This is a genomic window from Bradyrhizobium sp. UFLA06-24, assembly GCF_054967145.1.
Map to the genome: position 1 here is coordinate 23,574 of NZ_JADFUE010000027.1, position 22,143 is coordinate 45,716.

The window sequence follows — 22,143 nt, forward strand, 5'->3', positions numbered from 1 at the left end:
TTTTCATGCGTCCAATCGTCATCATACCCACCCGGCTTGGTTCGACCAGGCTCCCGGGCAAGGCACTGACCGAGATCAACGGTCAGCCCATGATCGCCCACGTCTTGCGAAGAGGTCTCGAGGCCGATATCGGCCCCGTCGTCGTTGCCTGCGGAGACCAAGCCATCGTGGATGTCATCGCCGGCCTGGGGGGCCGCGCGGTCCTGACTGACCCGCACCTGCCGACGGGATCGGATCGCGCGCATGCGGCGTTGCAGCTGATCGACGCGGACGCCGCCTATGATGTCGTCATCGTGCTTCAGGGCGATCTGCCGACCATCGATCCGGCGACGATACGGGCGACCATGGAGCCGTTGTCCCGGCATGCCGATTGTTCGATCGCGACGCTCGCCACCGAGATCAAGGATCCCATGGAGCTTCAGGCCCCGAGCGTCGTCAAGATCGCCCTTGCAATCCACCCCGAAGACACCATCGGTCGCGCGGTCTATTTCAGCCGGGCCGTAATTCCCGCAGGCGCCGGCAAGCATTATCATCACGTCGGCATGTACACCTATCGCCGCGAGGCGCTGGCGAAATATGTCGGCCTGCCGCGAGGCGTCCTCGAGCAGCGCGAAAGCCTCGAGCAGCTCAGGGCGATCGAGCACGGCATGCGAATGGACGCCAAGGTGATCCGCACCGAGCCGCTCGGCGTGGACACGCTGGCCGATCTGGTGCGCGCGCGAGATCTCCTGACGGCCAGGGCGATCTAAGCCCTGCAAGCCGCACGTGACTTCTGGACGCGGCGCGTGATAATTGACTCATGGCAGACAAAATTCGCGTCGTGGTCCTCTATGGTGGCAGATCCGGTGAGCACGAGGTCTCGCTGAAATCGGCCGCTTCCGTGCTAGGGCATCTCGACCGCGCGCGTTTCGAGGTGGTCCCTGTTTCCATCGACAAGACGGGCCGGTGGCAATGGATCGATCTTGCCAGGATCGATCCGGCAGAGGTGTCCTTGCCGATCCTGCCCGATGCGCCCGAGATACGGCTCGCCCGGAGCGCCGATGGCCGCGGCGTTCTCATGCCTGTGGTCGAAGGCACGACCGAGCCGATCCCGATCGACGTGGTGTTTCCGGTCATGCATGGCCCGCTGTGCGAGGACGGCGCGATGCAGGGCCTTTTGGAGCTCGCCGACGTCGCCTATGTCGGGTCGGGCGTTCTCGCCTCTGCCGTCAGCATGGACAAGGATGTCGCCAAGCGGCTCGCGGAGCTCGCCGGCGTTCCGGTCGCGCCCTATCGCGTGCTGACCCGCAAGGCCTTCGCCGCCGATCGCGCCTCCTCTCTCGCCAAGGCGGTCGAGGGCCTGCGACTGCCGGTGTTCGTCAAGCCGTGCAACATGGGCTCCAGCGTCGGCATTCACAAGGTCAAGACATGGGATGCGCTCGGCCCGGCGCTCGATGATGCGTTTCGCTATGATCTCAAGGTGCTGGTCGAACAGGGCATCGACGCCCGCGAGATCGAGGTTGCGGTCCTCGACGGCGAGATGCTGTTCGCGAGCGTCGCCAGCGAGCTCAATCCCAACGCCCATCACGAATTCTATTCCTACGAGGCCAAATATCTCGATCCCGACGGCGCGCGCGTCGATCTTCCGGCAAGATTGGATGCAGCCCAGATGGCGCGGGTGCGCGCGCTGGCGGTGCAGGTATTCGCGGCGCTCGAATGCAGCGACCTCGCGCGCGTCGATTTCTTCCTCGATCGGCAGACCGGCGAGTTCTGCTTCAACGAGATCAACACCCTGCCCGGCTTCACCTCCATCAGCATGTATCCGAAGATGATGGAAGCTTCGGGCGTGCCATATGGCGAGCTGCTGACGCGCCTCGTCCATCTGGCGCTGGACCGCTACCAGCAGCGTCATGCCCTGGAACGCGGCTATTCGAGCTAGCCGATCGCAGTTCATCGGGCGTCTTGGTGTGGCTCGACGTACGCGCATGCCGCCCGACGAAATCTGCATGCCTATGCGTGGAATAGCGCCTCGCTCTGCCCGATATCTGCGCAGCTAGACTTTAGTCCCCATCGTACAATCCTGAATACAGTTTTACTTGCCGAGGATTCTCTCGCCGTTATAGTCGCCGCCCAATAGCTCAAAGAAGCTTGGTTCAAGGGAGAGAACAAAATGAATAAAGCACTCTCTGGTGCATTGCGAAGTGCGTTTGGTGCGGCCGCGGCGGCCGCGTTGCTGGCAGCCTCAGGTGCGGCCTTTGCGGCGGATCCGCTTCGGATCGGCGTGATCGCGGAAGCGCAGGCGATTGCCGGCGCCTCGATCCCGCAAGCCGCTCAGCTCGCCGCGGACGAGATCAACGCGAAAGGCGGCATCGATGGCCGCAAGATCGAGATCATCTCGTACGACAACCACTCCTCCTCCGCCGACTCGGTGCGCGCGTTCCAGCGCGCGGTGAACGAGGACAAGGTCAACGCCGTCATCGCCAGCTACATCAGCGAAGTGGTGCTGGCGTTGGAGCCCTGGGCGGCGCGACTGAAGACGCCGTTCGTGACGCCGGGTGCTGCCTCCAACGAGATCAGCAAGAGTGTCCATGCCGATTACGAGAAGAACAAGTACACCTTCCACGGCTACCTGACCTCCGCGGCGCTGGCGCTTTCGGTCTGCGATGCGGCAAAGGACCTCCTCGTCGACAAGCTACACATGAAGTCGGCTGTGATCATGAGCGAGGACGCCGCCTGGACCAAGCCGCTCGATATCGGCTACGAGGAATGCCTGCCCAAGATCGGGCTGAAAGTGCTCGACCACATCCGCTTCTCGCCCGATACCACCGACTTCACGCCGATCTTCAACAAGATCGAGGGTGCCAAGCCGGACGTGATCATCACCGGCATCTCCCATGTCGGCGTGCAGCCGACGGTGCAGTGGAAGAACCAGCAGGTGCCGATCCCGATGTTCGGCATCTCCTCGCAGGCGACCAACGAGACCTTCGGCAAGGACACCAATCAGGCCGCCGAAGGCGTGCTCTATCAGGGCGTCTCCGGGCCCGGCGTCGCGGTGACTCCGAAGTCGGTGCCGTTCGCGGAAAACTTCAGGAAGAAGTTCGGCAACTACCCGTCCTATGCCGGCTATACCGCCTATGACGAGGTCTACTACATCGCCGATGCGGTGAAGCGCGCCGGCTCGAGCGATGCCGACAAGCTGGTCGATGCGCTGGAGAAGACCGACTGGGAAGGCACGATCGGCCGCGTCCAGTTCTACGGCAAGGACGATCCGTTCACGCACTCGATCAAGTACGGCAAGGGCCTGATCACCGGGCTGATGCTGCAATGGCAGGACGGCAAGCAGAGCGCGGTCTGGCCCAAGGACGTCGCGAAGGTCGACATCAAGTTCCCGAGCTTCATCAAGCTCAGCAACTGACAGGAACCGCTCCCGGGACCACCTCCCGGGAGCTTCCATTTGCGGCGCTCCGCAGCACCTTTCCTCAAATCGGCAGCCCCAACATAGATGCGAGCTTTCCAGATTCTGATTGATGGCTTTGCCATCAGCGCTCTTTACGCTCTCGGTGCCACCGGCTTCACGTTGATCTTCGGCGTCTCCGGCGTGCTCAACCTCTCCCACGGCGCCATCATGGTGGCGGCAGCGGTGGCAGCCTGGGCGGCGGCCAGCATTTTGGGGGTCGGCACCTATGCCGGCGCGTTGATCGGCGTCGGCGTCGCCCTCGTCACGGCGTTCGCCACCTATTTCGCAGTGGTGAAGCCGATCCAGGACTCCCGGCGCATTCCCAACGAGGAGAAGGAGATCTTCGTCCTCACTGGAACGTTGCTCTGGGGCATCATGATTCAGGAGCTGATCGCCTATTTCTTCACCAACAACGCCAAGACTGTGCTGCCGATCGTCGAGGGCGTTGTCGACCTCCTCGGCGTCCGCACGCCGAACAACGAGATCTTCACCGCGATCGTGTGCTGTCTCGTCATCGCGCTGCTGTGGCTGCTGGTGAACCGCACCCGCACCGGCAAGGCGGTGCTGGCGGCGTCGATGAATCCGCGCGGCGTCACGCTGCTCGGGCTCGAGCTGACCAGCATCTATATCGTGGTCTGGGCAATCTACGGCATTCTCGCCGGTATTGCCGGCGTGCTGCTCGGCATGTTCTTAGGCGTCAGCTCCTACAGCGTCGGACCGCTGACCGCGAGCGCCTTCTCGATCGTGGTGCTCGGGGGCCTCGGCAGCGTCTCCGGCTCCCTGATCGCGGCCTTCGTGGTCGGCTATCTCGAGACGCTCACGGCCTATCTGGTCTCGCCGGCTTACCGCACCATTCCGGCGCTCTTACTGCTCGTGTTCGTGATGTATATCCGGCCCCAGGGCCTGCTGGGGAGGCGCTGAGATGGCCAGTTTCTTCACCTCGCGCCTGTTCTTCGTCTCGCTGGCACTCGTCATCATCGCGGCGACGCTGCCGCTCTATGTCTCCGGCTATGTGCTCGGCCTCCTCACCGTCGCGTTCTATTTCGGCGTGTTCGCGATGGCCTGGGACCTCCTGTTCGGGTTCGCGGGCGAGGTCAATTTCGGCCCGACCTTCCTGATCGGCGTCGGCGCCTACACGGCCGGGATCCTCAACGCCCAGTTCGGCTGGTCGGTCTATCTCTGCATCGTGCTCGGCGCGCTCGCTTCTGTGATCGCGGGGCTCGTGCTGGCGCTGCCGGCCTTGCGCGTGCGCGGGCCCTATTTCGGCCTGACCACGCTGGTCGCCGTCTTGATGCTGCAGAACTTTGTCGTCGTATTCGCGGATCTCACCGGCGGCGAGATCGGCCTCACCATCCCCGATGTCATCACCATCAATGCCGGCGCCAATTACTGGATCGCGCTCGGCTTCATGACGATCTCGGCGGCGATCCTGTACGGCCTGTCGCAATCGCCTGTCGGCCTCGTCCTGCAGGCCAGCGGCCAGGACCCGGTGCAGGCCGGCGCGCTCGGCTTCAACATCGTCAAGCATAAGCTCGCCGCGTTCATCGTCAGCGCCTTCTTCTCGGGGCTGTCAGGCGCGCTGCTGGTGTTCTACTTCGGCACCGCCTCGGTCGGCACCGTCGTCGACGTCGCCGTCGGCGTCAACGTCATCGTCTCGGCCGTGCTCGGCGGCCGGCGTACCGTGCTCGGTGCAGCGCTGGGCGCGATCTTCCTGATCGTCGCCGGCGAATTCCTGCGACCCACGGGCGAGCTTGCGACCTTCATCGTCTCGGCCGTCGCCCTGCTCGTCGTCTTGTTCTTTCCCGGCGGCTTCCTCGGGGCGGCCCTCTCGCGCGAGGCTCGCTCGTAATGGATCAGCGGCTTTCAAACCGGCCCGTGCTCGAAGTCCGCGGCCTGACCAAGCGCTTTGGCGGATTGACCGCCGTGAAGAACCTCGGCTTCGACGTCAATGGCGGCGAGATCTTCGGCCTGATCGGGCCGAACGGCTCGGGCAAATCCACCGCGATGAAGAGCGTGATGGGCATCGAGCGCCCGACCGCGGGCGAAGTCGTGTTCGAGGGCGAGAATGTCGCGGGCCTGCCCGCGCACAAGATCGCGCGCAAAGGCTTTGGCATGGTCTTCCAGCACTCGCGGCCGCTGAACCGGCAGACGGTGCTGGAGAACATCATGGTGGCGCTGTTGCCGGACAGCCTGTTCATGCTGTTTCCGGACAAGGCGCTGGTCGAGCGCGCCAAGTGGATCGCCGATCGCGTCGGGCTCGGCAACGTGATGAACCGCCGCCCGCCGACGCTCCCCTTCGCCGATCTGCGAAGGCTCGAGCTTGCGAAAGCGATCGCGCGAGATCCCAAAGTGGTGCTGGTCGACGAGCCCTTCGCCGGCCTCACCCGCGCCGAGGTCGACGTCTTCTCCGACCTGATCCGCAGCTTTCGCGACGAGGGCCGCGCGGTGATGCTGGTCGATCACAACGTCAAGAGCGTCGCCGCGCTGGTCGACCGCGTGCTCGCCATGTATCTCGGCGAGGAGATCGTCACCGGCAAGGCCGACGAGGTCATGCGAAACGAGACCGTGCGCCGGGTCTATCTCGGCGGCGCCATCGAGACCCATGCCAGGCCAGAGACCAGCTTCAAGGACAAGGTGCCGCTGCTCCAGGTCGAGAATGTCAGCGTGCATTACGGCAAGGCACAGGCGCTGGAAAACGTCTCGATCCACATCCACGAGGGCGAGTTCGTCTCCATCGTCGGCCTCAACGGCGCCGGCAAGACCACGCTGTTCAATACCATATCCGGCTTCCTGCCTTACACCGGCGAGATCATCCGCGGGGGCGAGAAGCTGCGCGGCACGAGCCCGGCAAAAATCGCCCGCAGCGGTCTCGTGCAATGCCCTGAATCACGCGAGCTGTTCGGCGAGATGACGGTGCGGGAGAATCTCGATCTCGGCGGCCAGCATCTCACCGACGAGGCGCGCGCCACGCAGCTTGCCTGGCTGTTCGAGCTATTCCCGATCCTGAAGGAGCGTCAGGGTCAGCTGGCGCAGACGCTGTCCGGCGGCGAGCAGCAGATGCTGGCGATCGGCCGCGCGCTGATGATGCAGCCGCAGATTCTCATCCTGGACGAGCCGACGCTGGGACTTGCGCCCGTCATCCTCGAGCTCCTGTCCAAGGCGCTCGAGAAGCTGCGCCAGACCACGTCCATCACGGTGCTGCTCGGCGAGCAGAACGTCACCTTCGCGCTGCCGCATGCCGACCGCGTCTATGTGCTGGAGCACGCCAGGATTGTCTGGGAGGGCGATCCCGCCCGCTTTGCCAGCGAGGCCGGCGCCGATTTTCTGTAAGTCCATCAACAGCAACAAGAAGCATAGAAAGGGAAACGACCATGCGATCCTCAGTTCTCAGCGGCAGCTTCCTCGCTTCGGCCCTGGCGCTCTGCCTCGCTGCGCCCGCCTACGCACAGTCGAACGACCCGATCAAGATCGGCGTCATCGCCGAGGTGCAGTCGATCGCGGGTGCGGCAACCCCGGGCGGTGCGCAGATCGCCGCGGACGAGATCAATGCCAAGGGCGGCATCCTGGGCCGCAAGGTCGAGATCGTCACCTATGACAACAAGAGCTCATCGGCCGATTCCGTGCGCGCCTTCCAGCGCGCCGTGAGCGAGGACAAGGTCTCGGCTGTGATCGCGAGCTACATCTCCGAGGTCGTGCTGGCGCTCGAGCCATGGGCCGCGCGGCTGAAGATGCCGCTGATCACGCCCGGCGCCGCCTCCAACGAGATCACCAAGGCGATCCACAACGACTACGACAAGAACAAGTATACCTTCCACGGCTATCTGACCTCGGCCGCACAAGCGCAACTCGTCTGCGACGCGGCCAAGGACCTCCTCGTCGACAAGATGCAAATGAAGACCGTCGCGATCATGAGCGAAGACGCCGCCTGGACCAAGCCGCTCGACGTCGGCTACGAGGCCTGCTTGCCGAAGGCCGGCCTCAAGGTCGTCGAGCACGTGCGCTTCTCGCCCGATACCACCGACTTCACGCCGATCTTCAACAACATTGAGGCCAAGAAGCCCGATGTGATCGTCACCGGCATCTCGCATGTCGGCGTGCAGCCGACCGTGCAGTGGAAGAACCAGCAGGTGCCGGTGCCGATGTTCGGCATCAGCGCGCAGGCGCTGAGCCCGACCTTCTGGAAGGACACCAACGGCGCCGCCGACGGCATCCCGTCGCTCGCCGTCGCGACACCCGACGTCGCCGTGACCTCGAAGACCAAGCCGTTCGCCGCCGCCTTCAAGGCCAAGTTCGGCGCGCCGCCGGCCTACACCGGCTATACCGCCTATGACGAGGTCTACATCATCACCGACGCCATCAAGCGCGCCGGCTCGACGGATCCCGACAAGATGGTCGCGGAACTCGAGAAGACCGACTACGAGGGCACGATCGGCAAGATCCAGTTCTACGGCAAGGACGACGAGTTCACCCACGGCATCAAGTCCGGCCCCGGCTTCGTGACGGGCCTCGTGTTCCAGTGGCAGGACGAGAAGCAGATCGTGGTCTGGCCGGAGAAGATCGCGGAAGGCAAGCTGAAGTTTCCGAACTTCGTGAAGCTGTCCCAATAATTTGACGAGTGGCGCTTCTCGGCGCCCAGCTCCCCTCACCAACCTTGCAAGGCCCGCCGCAATCACCGCGGCGGGCCTTCTGTTTTGTCAGGAACGGAGCGGGTGCGCTGGCGTCCCAGGACCGATCCTGCGATCTTGCCGTTAATCCCCACGCGGGGCCGGAGGAGGCGAGATGGACGATCGATTGAAACGACCCAGCAGCCTGATGCAGGATGACGGCTTCGTGCATGTCCGCGGTGCGCGCGAACACAACCTCAGGAACGTCGACGTCAAGATTCCACGCAATGCGCTCGTCGTGTTCACCGGCGTATCGGGCTCCGGAAAGTCCTCGCTCGCCTTTGGAACGATCTATGCCGAGGCGCAGCGGCGCTATCTGGAATCGGTTTCGCCTTACGCACGCCGCCTTTTCCACCAGATGCAGATTCCAGAAGTGGACGACATCGAAGGGCTGCCGCCTGCCGTCGCGCTCCAGCAACAGCGCGGCGCGCCGACGACACGATCGTCTGTCGGCAGCGTGACGACAATCTCCAACCTGCTCAGGATGCTCTACTCTCGCGCCGGCGATTACCCGCGCGGTCAGCCGATGCTCTATGCTGAGGCATTTTCGCCAAACACGCCGGAGGGCGCCTGCCCGACCTGCCACGGCATCGGCCGGATGCTCGGCGTCACCGAAAAATCCATGGTGCCAGACGACACCAGGACGATCCGCGAGCGCGCCATCGCGGCCTGGCCGAGCGCATGGCAGGGGCAGAACCTCAGGGATATCCTGACGACGCTGGGCTACGACGTCGACAAGCCCTGGCGCGAGCTGCCCAGGAAGGACCGCGACTGGATCCTGTTCACCGACGAGCAGCCGACCGTGCCGGTCTATGCCGGCTACGATGCAGCGGAGGTCAAGCGGGCGCTGCGCCGCAAGGAGGAGCCGAGCTACCAGGGAACGTTCACCGGCGCCAAGCGCTACGTGATGCAGACCTACGCCAAGTCCGAGAGCGCGATGATGAAGCGCCGCGTCGCGCAGTTCATGATCACGCAGGACTGCCCGACCTGCCATGGCACCCGGTTGAAGCCGGAGGCGCTCAAAGTCAAGCTCGCAGGGCTCAACATCGCAGAGATATCGCATTTCCCGCTCAAGCAGTTGCACGAGCTGATCAAGCCTTTCGCCAAACCCTCGCCGGACAGCTCGGAGAAAGCCGTCGTCGTCCGGCGCATCTGCGAGGATATTTCGGCGCGCCTCGCCGTCCTGCTCGACCTTGGTCTCGGCTATCTCGCCTGCGAACGCAGTACGCCGACGCTGTCGCCGGGCGAGCTGCAGCGTCTGCGCCTGGCAACCCAGGTCCGCTCCAACTTGTTCGGCGTCGTCTACGTGCTCGACGAGCCGTCCGCAGGCCTGCATCCCGCCGACACCGAGGCGCTGCTGCGGGCCCTGGACCGGCTGAAGCACACGGGCAACTCGATCTTCGTGGTCGAGCACGAGCTCGAGGTCATCCGGCATGCCGACTGGCTGGTGGATGTCGGGCCCGACGCCGGCGAGGGCGGCGGACGCATCCTCTATAGCGGCCCGCCGGCGGGGCTCGGCGACATCGAGCAATCGCGAACCGCGACCTATCTCGCGCATCCGCGCAAGAAGCTGCCGACGACCCGTCGTGCGCCGAAAGCGCATCTGAAGATCAGGGGAGTGGTCCGCAACAATCTCAAGGGATTCGACGTCGATATTCCGCTGGGCGTGATCACTGCCATCACAGGCGTGTCAGGGTCCGGCAAATCGAGCCTGATCAGCCAATTCCTGGTCGATGCCGTAGCCGAACATCTCGGTCACACGCTTGCCGCCGATTCCGAGGATGACAGCCTCACGCCCACGGTCGAGACATTGGGCGGCAAGATTGTCGCCGGCCTCGACCAGATCGATCGCCTCGTCGTAGTCGATCAGAAGCCGATCGGCCGGACGCCGCGATCCAACCTCGCAACCTATACCGGCCTTTTCGACCATGTACGAAAACTGTTCGCGGCAACGCCGCAGGCAAAATCGCGCCGTTACGATGCCGGGCGCTTCTCGTTCAACGTCGCGAAGGGACGCTGTGCGACCTGCGAGGGCGAAGGCTTCGTCTGTGTCGAGCTGCTGTTCCTGCCCAGCGTCTATGCGCCCTGCCCGACCTGCAAGGGTGCGCGCTACAACGACAAGACGCTGGAAGTGAAGATTCGGGACAAGTCCATCGCCGACGTGCTGGCGATGCGCGTCGACGAGGCTTTCGATTTCTTCGAGGGCGACGCCACGCTCGACCGGTCGCTATCTGTCGTCCGCGAGGTCGGCCTCGGCTATATCCGCCTCGGCCAGTCCGCCACCGAATTGTCCGGCGGCGAAGCGCAGCGCATCAAGCTGGCGACCGAGCTGATGCGTCCGCAACGCGGGCACACGCTCTATGTCCTGGACGAGCCGACCACCGGACTTCATCCCCGCGATGTCGAGCGGCTGATCGCCCAGCTCGAGCGGATCGTGGATGCCGGCAACAGCGTGGTCGTGGTCGAGCACGACATGGATGTCGTGGCCCACAGCGACTGGATGATCGATCTCGGCCCCGGCGCCGGCGACGAAGGCGGCAATATCGTCGCATCGGGCACACCGCATCAGGTCGCCGAAAACAACGGGAAGAACGGCGGGAAGACGGCGCGCTATCTTGCCCGCCGCCTGGAGCAGTGACGAAACGCGCTCTCGCGGCGTCATCGCAACCCATTTCGCAATTGCGTTCGATCCGCGGAAGACACTGCGCATGATGCCCGGGCGAGGCGCCCCGGGCATTTCGTCTGCACTCTCGCAGCGAAGCCCGCTTGCAAAATTGTCAGGGTCGATCAAACTAGCGACCGCACGCAGGCAACCTAAGAATCTGCGGCCAGCACGGAGGACGCATGCTCCCCTATGTCGTTCACGACTCCCGCTTCGAGCGGCTGGTCATCGGCCATGTCAATCTCGAAAAGCTCTTCACCGGCTGCCGCTGGGCCGAAGGTCCCGCCTATTTCCCTGCCGGCCGTTATCTCGTCTGGTCCGACATTCCGAACAACCGGATGATGCGGTTCGACGAGACCGACGGATCGGTGTCGGTGTTCCGCTCGCCGAGCTTCAACTCCAACGGCAACACCACCGACCGCCAGGGGCGGCTGGTCAGTTGCGAACATTTCATGCGGCGCGTCACCCGCACCGAGCATGACGGCTCGGTCACCGTGCTGGCGGACGCGTTCGAAGGCCGTCGGCTGAATTCACCGAACGACGTCGTGGTCAAATCGGACAATTCGATCTGGTTCTCGGATCCGACCTACGGCATCGACAGCGACTATGAGGGGCAGCAAAGCCCGTCCGAGATCGGCGCCTCCAACGTCTACCGGATCGACGGCGCTACCGGCGCCATCACCCGCGTCGTGTCCGACCGGGTGCAGCCCAATGGCCTCGCCTTCTCGCCTGACGAAACCAGGCTCTACGTCGCCGACACCGGCGCGACGCATGTCCGCGGACTGCCGCCGACGATCTGGTCCTACGACGTCAAGGGACAGACACTCGGGGAAGCCTCGCTGTTTGCCACCTGCCCCGACGGGCTCTATGACGGCTTCCGCGTCGACATCCACGGTAACATCTGGACGTCGGCGGGCCGCAGCGTGTTCTGCTACGCGCCCGATGGGACGTATCTCGGCACCGTCCCGATCGGCGAGATCGTCGCCAATGTCTGCTTCGGCGGCCCACGTCGCAACCGCCTCTACATCTGCGGCCAGACCTCGCTGTATTCGATCTATCTCAACACAAGGGCGGCGGTGTAGCTCCGTCGCGAACCGACGCCGATGTCGACTCGAGCAACATGCTCAAGGGCAGCCGCAGGCCCGCCACAGCATCCGGTTAGTTCGATATGCGGTCCGACTGCATCGGCATCGCGCGCAAGGTTTGCAGCATGACGTCAGTCGCCATCCCGCTCGCGCACATTCCTTCCGCTGCTTGGCCAAGATCAACGAGACTATGATACGTTGGACCTCGGGCCTTCCTGAGCGGGACCAGCCAGGCAGCATGTCCATGCAATTTCAGACCGTTGAAATACAGTTCCTGCGTTGGAAACGGGATGTTGGAATCACGCGGGTCTGAGATCAAGAATATCCTGCGCGCAGGTTGATCCGGTATCTGATTCAAGGAATCATAAGGGTCAAAAAAGACTTCGGTCTTCAAACGGCTGACCCATCCCCTCGCCTTCAAGCGCGCGCGATACGCTGCGGCTGGAGAAGAGAGAACGACACACTGAAGATCCCTGCGCTGAGCAAGGAACTCTGCCGCGAGCGTCCCACCACCGCTATGCCCTCCAAGCACCCAGCGGCTGATGTGATAGCGCGACTTCAAGGTATCGATCGCAGATGCCATCAGCTTGGCTTCCAATGGCGTGTGCCTGATGTCGTAATGCTTTCCCGCACTTCCATACGTGCCCGGCCTGCCCAGGAAAATGAACGGCACGCCGTATCGGCTGAATTGCTCTTGCGATTGTTCGATCATCGCTGCAACACCGAGTCCTGCCTGATGGCGCACGCCTTTGGGCCCGCCCAGCACGTCACCCGGCATCCAGGCTACGGCCAGCGGATTTGGTCCGTCAGCCTTCAATCCTGCGGCGTAATATCTAAGGCAATATCCTTCGCTCTCCACGCTGACCCAGACCGCGGTTTGCCGGGCCTCCATCTCTTTGCAGGCCTCAGGCGAAATCTGCGTTCCATTAATGACTTCAACTGGATCGAACATCTCATCGTCCGGCTGGGACTGGGCTAAAGCTTCCGGCGACATCAGGAAGGAATTTGCAATCACAATCAAAGATATCAGGGTCGGGCTTCCAGCGAATTTCACTTGGCACTCCAGAGATGCGACAGCGCTTGCCTCGTGACGCCCTCTGAAGGCCTTGTCGGCAAGATTTGGCAGCCTCAATTACATCTGGAAAGCGGCAGAGTCGGGACCAGAGCGCGGAGGGCAGCGAACGGACCGTGACTTCGGGGTGACGAGCCGACGTCCTAACTCGTGACCCGCTCGCCGCGCCCGTACACCAGCAGCATGAAGATGATGACGAGGCCGTAGATCACCTGGCGGCCGGCCTCGGGCATGTCCATGATCGACAACACGCTGTTGAGCAGCACGATCAGCACGACGCCGATCAGCGTGCCGAGATAGCGGCCCCGGCCGCCGAGGATGTTGGTGCCGCCGATCACCACCGCCGCGATCGACGGCAGCAGATAGGCATCGCCCATGCCCTGATAGGCCTTGGTGGAATAGCCTGCGAGCAGGACGCCGGCGAGCGCAGCAGCAACGCCGCACAAGACGAAGCAGACCACGGTGATGCGACGGGTGTCGACGCCGGCGAGATACGCGGCCGCCTCCTTGTTGCCGATGGCATAGACGTAACGGCCGAGCGCCGTGCGCTGGAGCATGATGGTGACCAGCACGGACACGGCCGCCCAGACGAACAAGGCATTGGGGATGCCGAGCGTGCGGTCGCCGGCCAGCATTCGCATCAAATCGGTCGCGGCGGTCTGCGGGGCATAGCCGCCGGTGTGCGCGACCATCAGGCCGCGCATCACCGCGTTGACGCCCAAGGTGAAGATCATCGAAGGCACGCGCAAGTAAGCAACCCCGATGCCGTTGATGAGACCGACCAGCAGCCCAACCCCGAGCCCGACCGGAATGGCGAGCGGTCCGCCGACCGACGTCGCCATCATCGCGGCCGCGGCGAGCGTCCAGGGCACCGACAGGTCGATCTGGGCTATCAGGATCACCATCATCATCCCGGCGGAGACGATGCCGAGGAAGGCGCCGATCTGAAGCTGCTGCAACAGATAGGTCGGCGATAACAGCGGCGCACTGCCGAAGCGGGCAAAGGTGTAGACCGTGCCGGCAACGAGGATGACGAGGATGAACAGGGCCGCGATCAGGATCGGGCGGTCGTCGCGCGAGAGACTGAGGGAGGCCGAACTCATCGAAACAGCTCCAGCGTATTCTTGACGCGCAGGACGCCGAGCGCGCCGATGCTGACCGCCGCGAGCAGGATCAGGCCCTCGAACAGCGGCTGCAACAGTGGCGCGATGTCGAAGATGCGGAAGAAGAACGAGATGACGCGCAGCACCATGGCGCCGAAAATCGAGCCGATCGCGCTACCGGTGCCCCCGAGCAGCGATGTTCCGCCGATGACGACGGACGCGATCGAGTTGAGCGTATAGGCGCCGGCCTGCGGGATATCGGCATTGCCTGATGATGTCTGGATGGCGAGAAACAGGCCGCCACAGCCGGCAAAGAAGCCGGCGAGCGTAAAGGCCGCAATCTTGGCGCGGTCGATGGGCAGGCCGGACATGTAGGCGGCGCCCTCGGCCGAGCCGACCGCATAGACGGCGCGGCCGAGCACGGAGCGACGAAACGGCACCCAGACCAAGAGCGCGATCAGGATCAGCAGCACGAACGGCACCGGGATCCAGGCTACCGGCGCAAACCAGCTCGCGGCGCCGTCATCGAAGATGTGGACGGTCGCGGCGAAATCCCCGAGCGAATTGGTCATCGCCCAATTGAGATCCTCGTCGATCTTGCCACCCGGCGTCGGCCGCAGGAACAGTGCGATGCCGATATAGACCGCGCCCGTCGCAAGCGTCGCGATGATCGGCTGGATGCGCCCGTAGACGACGATGCAGCCGTTGATGAAGCCGGCCAGCGCGCCGGTCGCGAGGCACACGACGATCCCAAGCAGGATGCCGCTCACCCCGCCGGGAAAAGTGCCGAGGCTGAGCTGCAGGCCGAAGATGTCGAGATGCAGCGCCGTGCCGTCCGCCGCACCCATGAGCAGATAGCTTGCGAAGCATCCCACCATCGTCATGACGGCGCCCACGGAGAGATCGAGGCCCGACGCCAGCACCGGCACGGTCTGGGCCATCGCCAGCATCGCGAGCGCGAAGATCTCGTCCCCGTTCTGCACCAGAACCGCCGACGAGAAGCCCCTGGGGTGGGCTAGATTGTAGAGCAGGTAGAGAATTGAAAACAGCAGAACGGCGGTGACGATGCCGATGTTCTGCCGAAGCCTGATGGCGATGTCGTCAAGCATGGGCGGCTCCGGGAACGTCCGGCGTCGCCGCCTCGATGTTCAGCGCGCTCGCGATGATGTTGGTCTCGGTGAGCTCGTCACCCTGGAGTTCGCGCACGATGCGCCCGTCATACATGATCGCCACCCGGTCGCAGCAGCCGATGAGCTCGTCATAATCGGTCGAATAGAACAGGATGGCGGCGCCCTGATCGGCGAGCTCGCGCATCAGCCGATAGAGCTCCTGCTTGGTGCCGACGTCGATGCCGCGTGTGGGATCGTTGAGCAGGATGATCCGCGGATCGGTCATCAGCCACTTGGCGAGCACGACCTTCTGCTGGTTGCCGCCGGAGAGCGTGGAGACCGCATCGCCGGGGGCGCCGATCTTGATCTGCAGCCGGTCGATGGCACGCTTGATGGCCTCGCTCTCGCGCGCGCGGTCGACCAGAGGCCCCCTCGAGATCGCATCCAGCGAGGCGATCACCAGATTGTCCGCAATCGACATTGGCAGCATCAGGCCTTCGGTCTTGCGATCCTCCGGCACCAGCGCGATGCCGACCGACTTCGCCGCAGCCGGAGAACCCGGCCGTACCTCGCGGCCCTCGACGGTGACCTGCCCGGAGACACCGCGCAGCACGCCGAACAGCGCCAGCAGCAGGGACTTCTGGCCCTGGCCGTCGAGCCCGCCGAGGCCGACGATCTCGCCGGTGCCGACGCGGAGCGAGATGCGATCGAGGCGCCTGTCCCAGCTCAGGTTCTCGATATCGAGCATGGGTTTCGGCGATGCGCGCGCGGGCTTGGGCGGATACTGGGCCGCGATGTCGCGCCCGATCATGAGCTGAACGATATCGGCGGTCGAGCGCCGGCCCTTGTCGAAGGTCTCGATATGGCGTCCGTTGCGGAACACGGAGGCGCGGTCGGCCAGCGCCTCGACCTCGTGCATGCGGTGCGAGATGTAGAGAATGGCAACGCCCTCGGCCTTGAGCCGCGCCAGCATCGCGTACACCTTCTCGACGTCGGCACTGGTGAGCGCGGATGTGGCTTCGTCGAGGATCAGCAGCTGCGGCTTCTTGCCGAGCGCCTTGGCGATCTCCACCACCTGGCGGCGCGACAGCGGCAGGTCGCGCACGCGCATCAACGGATTGACGTCCTCGCAGCCGATCTCGGCCAGCAACTGTTCGGCGCGGCGGCGCTGCGCCCGCGCGTCGATCAGGCCGAAGCGTCGCGGCGGCGATGCGATCGAGATGTTGTCCGCGACCGAGAGGTCTGGCATCAGCGACAGCTCCTGGAAGATGCAGACGACGCCGGCTGCATTAGCCGCAGACGGCGTCGCGAAGCTCACCTCGCTTCCGCCGAGCCGCATGGTGCCGCTATCGGGCTGGACGACGCCGGCGATGATCTTGATCAGCGTCGACTTGCCGGCGCCGTTCTCGCCCAGTACCGCATGGATCTTGCCGCGCTCGCAGGCGAAGTCGACGCCTTCGAGCGCGCGCACACCCGCGTAGCGCTTGGAGATTCCCGATAGCGTGAGAAAGGCAGGTTGGGTCAGGGCAGCATCCGACATGGCGGGGCTCACGCAGCGGCGGCCCGGCGAGAGCCGGGCCGCAATCGTAGCATCCTCACTGCGTGTTCTTTTCGCTCTGCGACATGATCTCCGGCGCCGTGAAGTTGACGCCGCAGGGCGTGAACTGGTTCGGCGCGAAGAAGTTGGCATTGAGGTCCGGCCAGTAGTTCACACCGGGCTTGAGGTCCTTGTAGGTCGCAACCGGAATCGGGATCGAGATCAGCTGCGGCATCACGTTGCCCTGCAGCGCCGAGATCGCCGCCTTGGTGGCGATCGCGACCAGCGCCGGCGACTGGCCGTAAGACATCCCCTTCAGCCCGTCCTTGGCGTGGTCGGCGATCTGCTTGCGATACTCGTTCTCGCCCTCGCCCGACATCGGCACGAAGGGGTGCTTGGCCGCCATCAAGGCCTGGACCGTGCCGTCGGAGCCGCCCTGCGTGAAGATGCCGTCGAAATGGCCGTGCACGGCGAGCGCGTCCGCCGTCACCTTCTGAGAGGTGCCGGTGTCCCAATTGCCCACCACTTCGGTGATCTTGAAGCTGTTGCCCGGCGCTTCCATGACCTCGCGGAAGCCGAGATGGCGGTCGCGGTCGACCGAATTGCCCGGCAGGCCGCGGACCTCGAGGACGTCACCGCTCTTCTTGCCGCCTTCATCGATGAGCCACTTCGCCGACATGCGACCCATTTCCTTCTGGTCCTCGTTGACCATCATCACCTTGTCGGTGTCGAGGACGTTGTCGAAGGGGACTACGACGACGTTGTTCTTGTCGGCGAGGCGGATGATGCGGTCGAAGCCGTCAGGCGCCACAGCGATGGTGACGATGGCGTCAAAACCCTGATTGATGAAGTCCTCCATCGCGCCGAGTTGCGCTGCAACATCGGTGCCGGTCGAGACGACCTTGAACTCCTTGATGTTCTCCTTGATGCCCGGCTGCGCGGCGAAGGCCTTGGCGGTCTTCACCATCTGAATGCGCCAGGTGTTGCCGACGAAGCCGTTGACGAGCGCGATCTTGTAGGGGCCAGTCTTCTTCGGCCACTGGAAGAACTTGGTTTGGGACGACCAGGGCTTGAAGCATGCGGGATCGGCGCCCGGGCCGGACACGACCTTCGGCCCAGCCAAGGCACTGACCGAGGACAGCAACAGGCCGACGCAAGCCAGCCCCGCAAAACGAAGCGTCCACACCATATCTCTTCTCCTGAGCTCTTGTGTTCCACCCTTGACGCGGCGCAATGGCCAAGCCGGGAATTGGCCTTCCCGTGCAATTTGCCCCGGTAGGATGACATGCGGCCTCCGATGCGCACAAGCCGAATGCCGGTTGGCCCATCGGCGCGGCGCAAAAAGAATGAGACTCAGGGAAAAATGCGGCGCGATCATAGTTGGCGGCGCGTCCTCCTGGTGCGGCGCATGTTGACTTTCATGCACGGGCTCCAAATACTCTCCGAAAAAATAGCGCCAGTCGCAAACGACTGATCGGAGGGAGGATAGGATGCCGACTTCACGCAGGCAGCTGCTGAAGGGTACGGCGGCTGCCGCCGCCACACTCAGCCTCGATTGGACCCGGGCCCAGGCGCAAGCCGAGAATTTGCGCATCGGCCTGATCTACGATCTCACCGGACCGTTCGCCGCGGGCGGCTCGGTCGCCTCCTCGGTCGGTGCGCAGATCGCCATTGATCTCGTCAACGAGAAGGGCGGCATTGGCGGCAAGACCAAGATCGTGCCTGTCTCCGCGGACTCCCAGAGCAAGGCCGACGTCGCCATCAACGAGGCCGAGCGGCTGATCAGCCAGGAGAAGATCGACATCATCAACGGCGTCTATTCCAGCGCGCATGCGGTGCCGATGGCGGCGAAGGTCGAGCAGCAGAAGAAGATCCTCTGGATCACCACTGCGGTGTCGACCGCCGTGTTCAAGGACAAGAACCTGCAATATGTGTTTCGCGCGCAGATCCACTCGGACCAATACGGCCAGGCGTTCGCCGGCTTCCTCACCGAGCACGCCAAGGCCAAGCTCGGCATGGAGCCCAAGGACGTCAAGGTCGCGCTGATCCACGAGGACGGGCCCTATGGCGTCGGCGTCGCTGCGGCCGACGAGGCCTATGCCAAGGAAGCTGGTCTTCAGATCGTGCTGAAGGAGGGCTATTCGGCGTCGGCTCCCGATCTTTCGGTGCTCGTGACCAAGCTCAAGCGCGCCAAGGCCGACGTGATCTCGCATGCCGGCTACAACCCCGACATCACCCTGTTCCTGCGCCAGGCGCGCGAGAGCGGCCTGCGGTTCAAGATGCTGTTCGGCGCCGGCGCCGGCTACAGCCAGCTCGACAAGCTGCGCGCGACCTTCGGCGCCGACATCGACAATTTCTGCAACATCGATCCGGTGCCGGCGCAGTTGCTCGATCCGTCGAAGCTCGCGCCGGGGATGGGCGATCTGATCAACGCGATGGTCACGCGCTACAAGGCCAAGACCGGCGCCACCGACGTGCCGCCGCACTGCTCGATGGGCTTCAACCAGACCTGGGTGCTGCTCAACAACGTGCTGCCGGTGGCCAGGGAGAAATACGGCAGCTTCGAGCCGGACGCCATTCGCAAGGCCGCGCTGGACGTCGACATTCCCGCGGGCGGCACCATTCAAGGCTACGGTGTGAAGTTTTTCCCGCCGGGTACGCCGCTCTCCGGCCAGAACGAACGCTCGACGCCTGTGGTGATGCAGAACGCGGGCGAGCATATCTCCGTGGTGTGGCCGACCAACATCCGCACGCAGGACCCGGTGTTCCCGCTGCCGAAGGGATCGACCTACGGGGCGTGAGGCGCGATCCTTCGCTTCTCCCCGCGGTGGCGATCTCGCCTACAGCACCACCCGCCGTCCCTCCTCCGCCGCCCAATAGCCGGCATAGTTCACCTTGATCGTCTCGTAGGCGAGTGCAAGGTCTGATAGCGGCTGGCGTCCGGTGGCGGCGCACTCCATGAAATCCTGGATCTCCTGGAGATAGCCGCGCGTCCACTCCTCCTCGAGGCAGACATATTGCCAGCCGGTTTTGCGATCGACCTTTTCGGTGATGTAGACCGAGGCGAGCTTGTCCTCGGAGGTCTGGTAGCTCATCAGATGATTGTTCGGCGTGATGTTGGCGAACAGCGAGCCGCCCGAAGTGTAGGTCTCGATCAGATTGCGCACGCCGCCCATGATCATGTCGCCGGAGAACACGGTAGCCTTGGTGCCGTCGGAGAAGGTCGCGGTCAGCGTGCCCCAGTCCTCGACATCGACAGGATTGGCCTTGATGTAGCTGCGCTCTTCCGGCTTGAGGCTGGCGGTGACGTTGCCGACATCGCCGGTGACGCTGGCGACATGGATTTTCTCCCCTCGCGCGCGCGCCTCGACCTGCTTGAGATAGAGCACGGCCGAGAGCGGATGGCACCCCATCCGGATCAACGAGCCCCCGCCGGTCATCGCCCATTGCGCGGCGTGCGCCGCGTGCGAGCCGGAATGGCTCTCCTCGCCCTTCATGAACAGGACCTTGTCTTTCGTCGCCTTGAGGATCTCGGCGATCTTGGTCACCGCGGGCGCGTAGATCCAGTCCTCGGCATACATGAAGAGTTTTCCGGTGCGCTCGATCGCGGCGCGGGTGGCGTCCATCTCCTCGAGCAGGCGCTCGTACATCAGCGCCTTCGGCACGTGCTTGCCGATCGGCTGCCTGTCGCCGCCACGGCCGAAATAGCCGGCAAAGGGCTTTTCGCAGATGACGTGCTTGCCGGCCTGCATGCTGGCGACGATCATCCCGGCATGGAGATTGGGCGGGGTGCAGATGTCGACAACATCAAGCGCACCGTCTCCGATCAGTTCGGCGAAGCTGCGATAGACGCGCGGAATGCCATGGCGGGCGGCGAATTCGACCACGTGCTCGCCGCGCGCCGCAACGGCCGCAACCTCGACGTCCACGCCGTAGACGCGCCGGAACGCATACATGTGCAGTTCCGACACGAAGCCGCAGCCGACGAGTCCGACCCTGATCCTGGCCATGGTGCCCTCTCTTTGAGCGGCACTATAGCGCGAGGCGAGCGCTATTCCACCGAGACCCGCACCACGCCGGCGCTCATCATCCCGAGCGCGCGGGCGGCGGGCACCGACAGATCGACGATGCGGCCGCGGATGAAGGGACCGCGATCATTGACGCGGCATTGGATCGAGCGTCCGCCATAGGACACTTTGAGCACACTGCCGAACGGACGCGTCCGGTGGGCGCACGTCATCTCGCCGCCTTTGCCGGCTTTTCCGTAACCGTAATAGGAGGCGAGTCCACTCTCTGCTTGGGCACCGGACACAAATGAAAGGGACAACGTTGCAAGGCACGAGAATAGCATCGTTTGCGCTCGCACGGCACGCTCCGGGTTGGCCCCGCCCGGCGCTACAAACGTTGCTTTGTTCCCTTGGGTTCCCATAACGCTGCCGCGCGATGCACGGCAGTGCCATCACACATTGTTACTGTTTGTGAAAAACCAGTGTGCGGACCTCGATGCTTTCACGCGGCGGCGCATCGGCGGGCGTGGTCGGATCGACGAAGGCGGTGTGCGGCCCGAAGCGCGTGCGGCCGTCGGTTGCCGAGTCGTAGCATTTCAGCAGCAGCGCCTCGTCCGGCGTCATCTCCGGAAAATAGAACCAGCGGTGAGCAGAATTGTATCTCACCGAATAGGTCTCGCCGCGACGATTGGGATAGATCAGGTCGGAGGCGACGAGATCCTCCGGCGCGACGGTCGTGCCGTCGGCCATCGCGAGGGGCGAGTCCTGCAACGGACCGCGGATCGGCCGCCAGAGGTTGATGACCTGCACGCGGCCCTTGAGCAGTTCATCGGCCTCGTCAGGCAGATGCTCGCGCACGCGGTTGGCGCCGGAGGCAACGGTCTGGTCGACATGCACGCGCGTTGCCGGCTGACGCGGCCCTCCGCCGCGAATGTCAGGAGCCCCCTCCACGCGCTTGCGCACGGTGTGGTCGAAGATGACAACGCGATCGGCCTTCAAGGTCGCGCGCAGGAACGCTTCGACGGCAGGATAATAGACGCTGCGGATTTCCTCGTCGTTGTAGAAATCCTTCACCTGGCTCGGGTGGCGCACCAGCGCAAATCCCTCGCGATCGAGCGAGAGATTGCTCGCGATCAATCGCGCATCGAAGATCGGCACCCGATGCGGCTCCGGCAGCGAGGTGCTCTTGGGTTCGCCCGGCGGCGGATCGAAGGCGTAGGTGCGCGGTTTGCCCGAGACAGGCGCGAGCAGCGGTGACGAAGGGAAGCGATTCGATTTTTGTTTCTTGCAGGCCCATGGCCGGTCTCCCGATGTGGTCGTCGGGATGATCTTTGAGGGCGCAGGATGCGGCGCAAGTGAGCAGCGCAAAATAGCAATGGGGCTGTCGTTCTCAGTAGGAAATGCAGAACGAAACTGTCGACGAAGCCGATTGGGCTGGAATAGGCGCCGTGCACTTCACGGACGCTTG

The 22,143-nt window shown here is 64.0% G+C and carries 17 protein-coding genes and 1 pseudogene; 10 read left to right on the plus strand and 8 right to left on the minus strand.

The window, feature by feature from the left end:
- Positions 1-5: 5 nt before the first annotated feature.
- The 9 genes from IF809_RS21750 (at position 6) to IF809_RS21790 (ending at position 11,844) form a co-directional block, all read left to right on the plus strand.
- The gene (locus tag IF809_RS21750; protein WP_462838464.1) at positions 6-749 is read left to right on the plus strand and encodes a 3-deoxy-manno-octulosonate cytidylyltransferase; all 744 of its coding nucleotides are present in this window, start codon (positions 6-8) and stop codon (positions 747-749) included.
- A 50-nt stretch (positions 750-799) separates the two neighbouring features.
- Positions 800-1,918 carry a D-alanine--D-alanine ligase family protein gene (locus IF809_RS21755; RefSeq protein ID WP_462838465.1) on the plus strand — a complete coding sequence of 373 codons (1,119 nt, stop codon included), beginning with the start codon at positions 800-802 and terminating at the stop codon, positions 1,916-1,918.
- Between the two features lie 231 nt (positions 1,919-2,149).
- Positions 2,150-3,394, plus strand: a complete 1,245-nt coding sequence (locus IF809_RS21760; protein WP_453982519.1) for an ABC transporter substrate-binding protein — start codon at positions 2,150-2,152, stop codon at positions 3,392-3,394.
- 87 nt (positions 3,395-3,481) lie between these two features.
- Positions 3,482-4,357: a branched-chain amino acid ABC transporter permease gene (locus IF809_RS21765; RefSeq protein ID WP_462838466.1), complete on the plus strand. Its 876-nt coding sequence runs from the start codon at positions 3,482-3,484 to the stop codon at positions 4,355-4,357.
- 1 nt (position 4,358) lies between these two features.
- A complete protein-coding gene (locus IF809_RS21770) occupies positions 4,359-5,285 on the plus strand; it encodes a branched-chain amino acid ABC transporter permease (RefSeq protein ID WP_462838467.1) in 927 nt (308 codons plus the stop codon).
- A complete protein-coding gene (locus IF809_RS21775; RefSeq protein WP_128964823.1) occupies positions 5,285-6,766 on the plus strand; it encodes an ATP-binding cassette domain-containing protein in 1,482 nt (493 codons plus the stop codon). Before IF809_RS21770 ends, IF809_RS21775 begins: the two co-directional genes overlap by 1 nt.
- Before the next feature lie 41 nt (positions 6,767-6,807).
- Positions 6,808-8,043 (plus strand): ABC transporter substrate-binding protein, encoded by a 1,236-nt coding sequence (locus tag IF809_RS21780; RefSeq protein WP_462838468.1) that lies wholly within the window; start codon positions 6,808-6,810, stop codon positions 8,041-8,043.
- Between the two features lie 172 nt (positions 8,044-8,215).
- Positions 8,216-10,738, plus strand: a complete 2,523-nt coding sequence (gene uvrA / locus IF809_RS21785) for an excinuclease ABC subunit UvrA (protein ID WP_462838469.1) — start codon at positions 8,216-8,218, stop codon at positions 10,736-10,738.
- Positions 10,739-10,944: 206 nt separating this feature from the next.
- Positions 10,945-11,844, plus strand: a complete 900-nt coding sequence (locus IF809_RS21790; RefSeq protein WP_462838470.1) for an SMP-30/gluconolactonase/LRE family protein — start codon at positions 10,945-10,947, stop codon at positions 11,842-11,844.
- Positions 11,845-11,920: 76 nt separating this feature from the next.
- Here IF809_RS21790 and IF809_RS21795 read toward each other — a convergent pair whose 3' ends face one another.
- The 5 genes from IF809_RS21795 to IF809_RS21815 all read right to left on the minus strand — a co-directional run bounded on the left by IF809_RS21795 (position 11,921) and on the right by IF809_RS21815 (position 17,857).
- Positions 11,921-12,901 (minus strand): alpha/beta hydrolase family protein, encoded by a 981-nt coding sequence (locus IF809_RS21795; RefSeq protein WP_462838471.1) that lies wholly within the window; start codon positions 12,899-12,901, stop codon positions 11,921-11,923.
- 161 nt (positions 12,902-13,062) lie between these two features.
- Positions 13,063-14,022 carry an ABC transporter permease gene (locus IF809_RS21800; protein ID WP_453982514.1) on the minus strand — a complete coding sequence of 320 codons (960 nt, stop codon included), beginning with the start codon at positions 14,020-14,022 and terminating at the stop codon, positions 13,063-13,065.
- Positions 14,019-15,131 (minus strand): ABC transporter permease, encoded by a 1,113-nt coding sequence (locus tag IF809_RS21805; protein WP_462838472.1) that lies wholly within the window; start codon positions 15,129-15,131, stop codon positions 14,019-14,021. The genes IF809_RS21800 and IF809_RS21805 overlap by 4 nt, the downstream gene beginning before the upstream one ends.
- Complete coding sequence (locus tag IF809_RS21810) at positions 15,124-16,671, minus strand: sugar ABC transporter ATP-binding protein (RefSeq protein ID WP_462838473.1); 1,548 nt, start codon at positions 16,669-16,671, stop codon at positions 15,124-15,126. The genes IF809_RS21805 and IF809_RS21810 overlap by 8 nt, the downstream gene beginning before the upstream one ends.
- A gap of 55 nt (positions 16,672-16,726) precedes the next feature.
- A complete protein-coding gene (locus tag IF809_RS21815) occupies positions 16,727-17,857 on the minus strand; it encodes a sugar ABC transporter substrate-binding protein (protein ID WP_462838474.1) in 1,131 nt (376 codons plus the stop codon).
- A gap of 301 nt (positions 17,858-18,158) precedes the next feature.
- Between IF809_RS21815 and IF809_RS21820 the strand changes: the two genes are divergently transcribed.
- Positions 18,159-19,469 carry an ABC transporter substrate-binding protein gene (locus IF809_RS21820; RefSeq protein ID WP_128964816.1) on the plus strand — a complete coding sequence of 437 codons (1,311 nt, stop codon included), beginning with the start codon at positions 18,159-18,161 and terminating at the stop codon, positions 19,467-19,469.
- Positions 19,470-19,508: 39 nt separating this feature from the next.
- Here the strand turns inward: IF809_RS21820 and IF809_RS21825 are convergent, their stop codons facing one another.
- The 3 genes and pseudogenes from IF809_RS21825 to IF809_RS21835 form a co-directional block, all read right to left on the minus strand.
- Positions 19,509-20,678: a Gfo/Idh/MocA family protein gene (locus tag IF809_RS21825; protein ID WP_462838475.1), complete on the minus strand. Its 1,170-nt coding sequence runs from the start codon at positions 20,676-20,678 to the stop codon at positions 19,509-19,511.
- A gap of 41 nt (positions 20,679-20,719) precedes the next feature.
- Entirely contained in the window at positions 20,720-21,034 is a 315-nt protein-coding gene (locus tag IF809_RS21830) for a septal ring lytic transglycosylase RlpA family protein (RefSeq protein WP_128964814.1), read from the minus strand.
- Positions 21,035-21,137: 103 nt separating this feature from the next.
- Positions 21,138-21,972 (minus strand): annotated as a pseudogene (locus IF809_RS21835) (CmcJ/NvfI family oxidoreductase).
- Between the last annotated feature and the right edge of the window lie 171 nt (positions 21,973-22,143).

Excerpts from the sequence above, each read along its gene's own strand:
- IF809_RS21760 (WP_453982519.1), top strand. The coding sequence starts at position 2,150 with ATGAATAAAGCACTCTCTGGTGCATTGCGAAGTGCGTTTGGTGCGGCC.
- IF809_RS21750 (WP_462838464.1), top strand. The coding sequence starts at position 6 with ATGCGTCCAATCGTCATCATACCCACCCGGCTTGGTTCGACCAGGCTC.
- IF809_RS21775 (WP_128964823.1), top strand. The coding sequence starts at position 5,285 with ATGGATCAGCGGCTTTCAAACCGGCCCGTGCTCGAAGTCCGCGGCCTG.
- IF809_RS21820 (WP_128964816.1), top strand. The coding sequence starts at position 18,159 with ATGCCGACTTCACGCAGGCAGCTGCTGAAGGGTACGGCGGCTGCCGCC.
- IF809_RS21805 (WP_462838472.1), bottom strand. The coding sequence starts at position 15,131 with ATGCTTGACGACATCGCCATCAGGCTTCGGCAGAACATCGGCATCGTC.
- IF809_RS21815 (WP_462838474.1), bottom strand. The coding sequence starts at position 17,857 with ATGGTGTGGACGCTTCGTTTTGCGGGGCTGGCTTGCGTCGGCCTGTTG.
- IF809_RS21765 (WP_462838466.1), top strand. The coding sequence starts at position 3,482 with ATGCGAGCTTTCCAGATTCTGATTGATGGCTTTGCCATCAGCGCTCTT.
- IF809_RS21790 (WP_462838470.1), top strand. The coding sequence starts at position 10,945 with ATGCTCCCCTATGTCGTTCACGACTCCCGCTTCGAGCGGCTGGTCATC.
- IF809_RS21755 (WP_462838465.1), top strand. The coding sequence starts at position 800 with ATGGCAGACAAAATTCGCGTCGTGGTCCTCTATGGTGGCAGATCCGGT.
- IF809_RS21810 (WP_462838473.1), bottom strand. The coding sequence starts at position 16,671 with ATGTCGGATGCTGCCCTGACCCAACCTGCCTTTCTCACGCTATCGGGA.
- IF809_RS21825 (WP_462838475.1), bottom strand. The coding sequence starts at position 20,678 with ATGGCCAGGATCAGGGTCGGACTCGTCGGCTGCGGCTTCGTGTCGGAA.
- IF809_RS21780 (WP_462838468.1), top strand. The coding sequence starts at position 6,808 with ATGCGATCCTCAGTTCTCAGCGGCAGCTTCCTCGCTTCGGCCCTGGCG.
- IF809_RS21800 (WP_453982514.1), bottom strand. The coding sequence starts at position 14,022 with ATGAGTTCGGCCTCCCTCAGTCTCTCGCGCGACGACCGCCCGATCCTG.
- uvrA (WP_462838469.1), top strand. The coding sequence starts at position 8,216 with ATGGACGATCGATTGAAACGACCCAGCAGCCTGATGCAGGATGACGGC.
- IF809_RS21770 (WP_462838467.1), top strand. The coding sequence starts at position 4,359 with ATGGCCAGTTTCTTCACCTCGCGCCTGTTCTTCGTCTCGCTGGCACTC.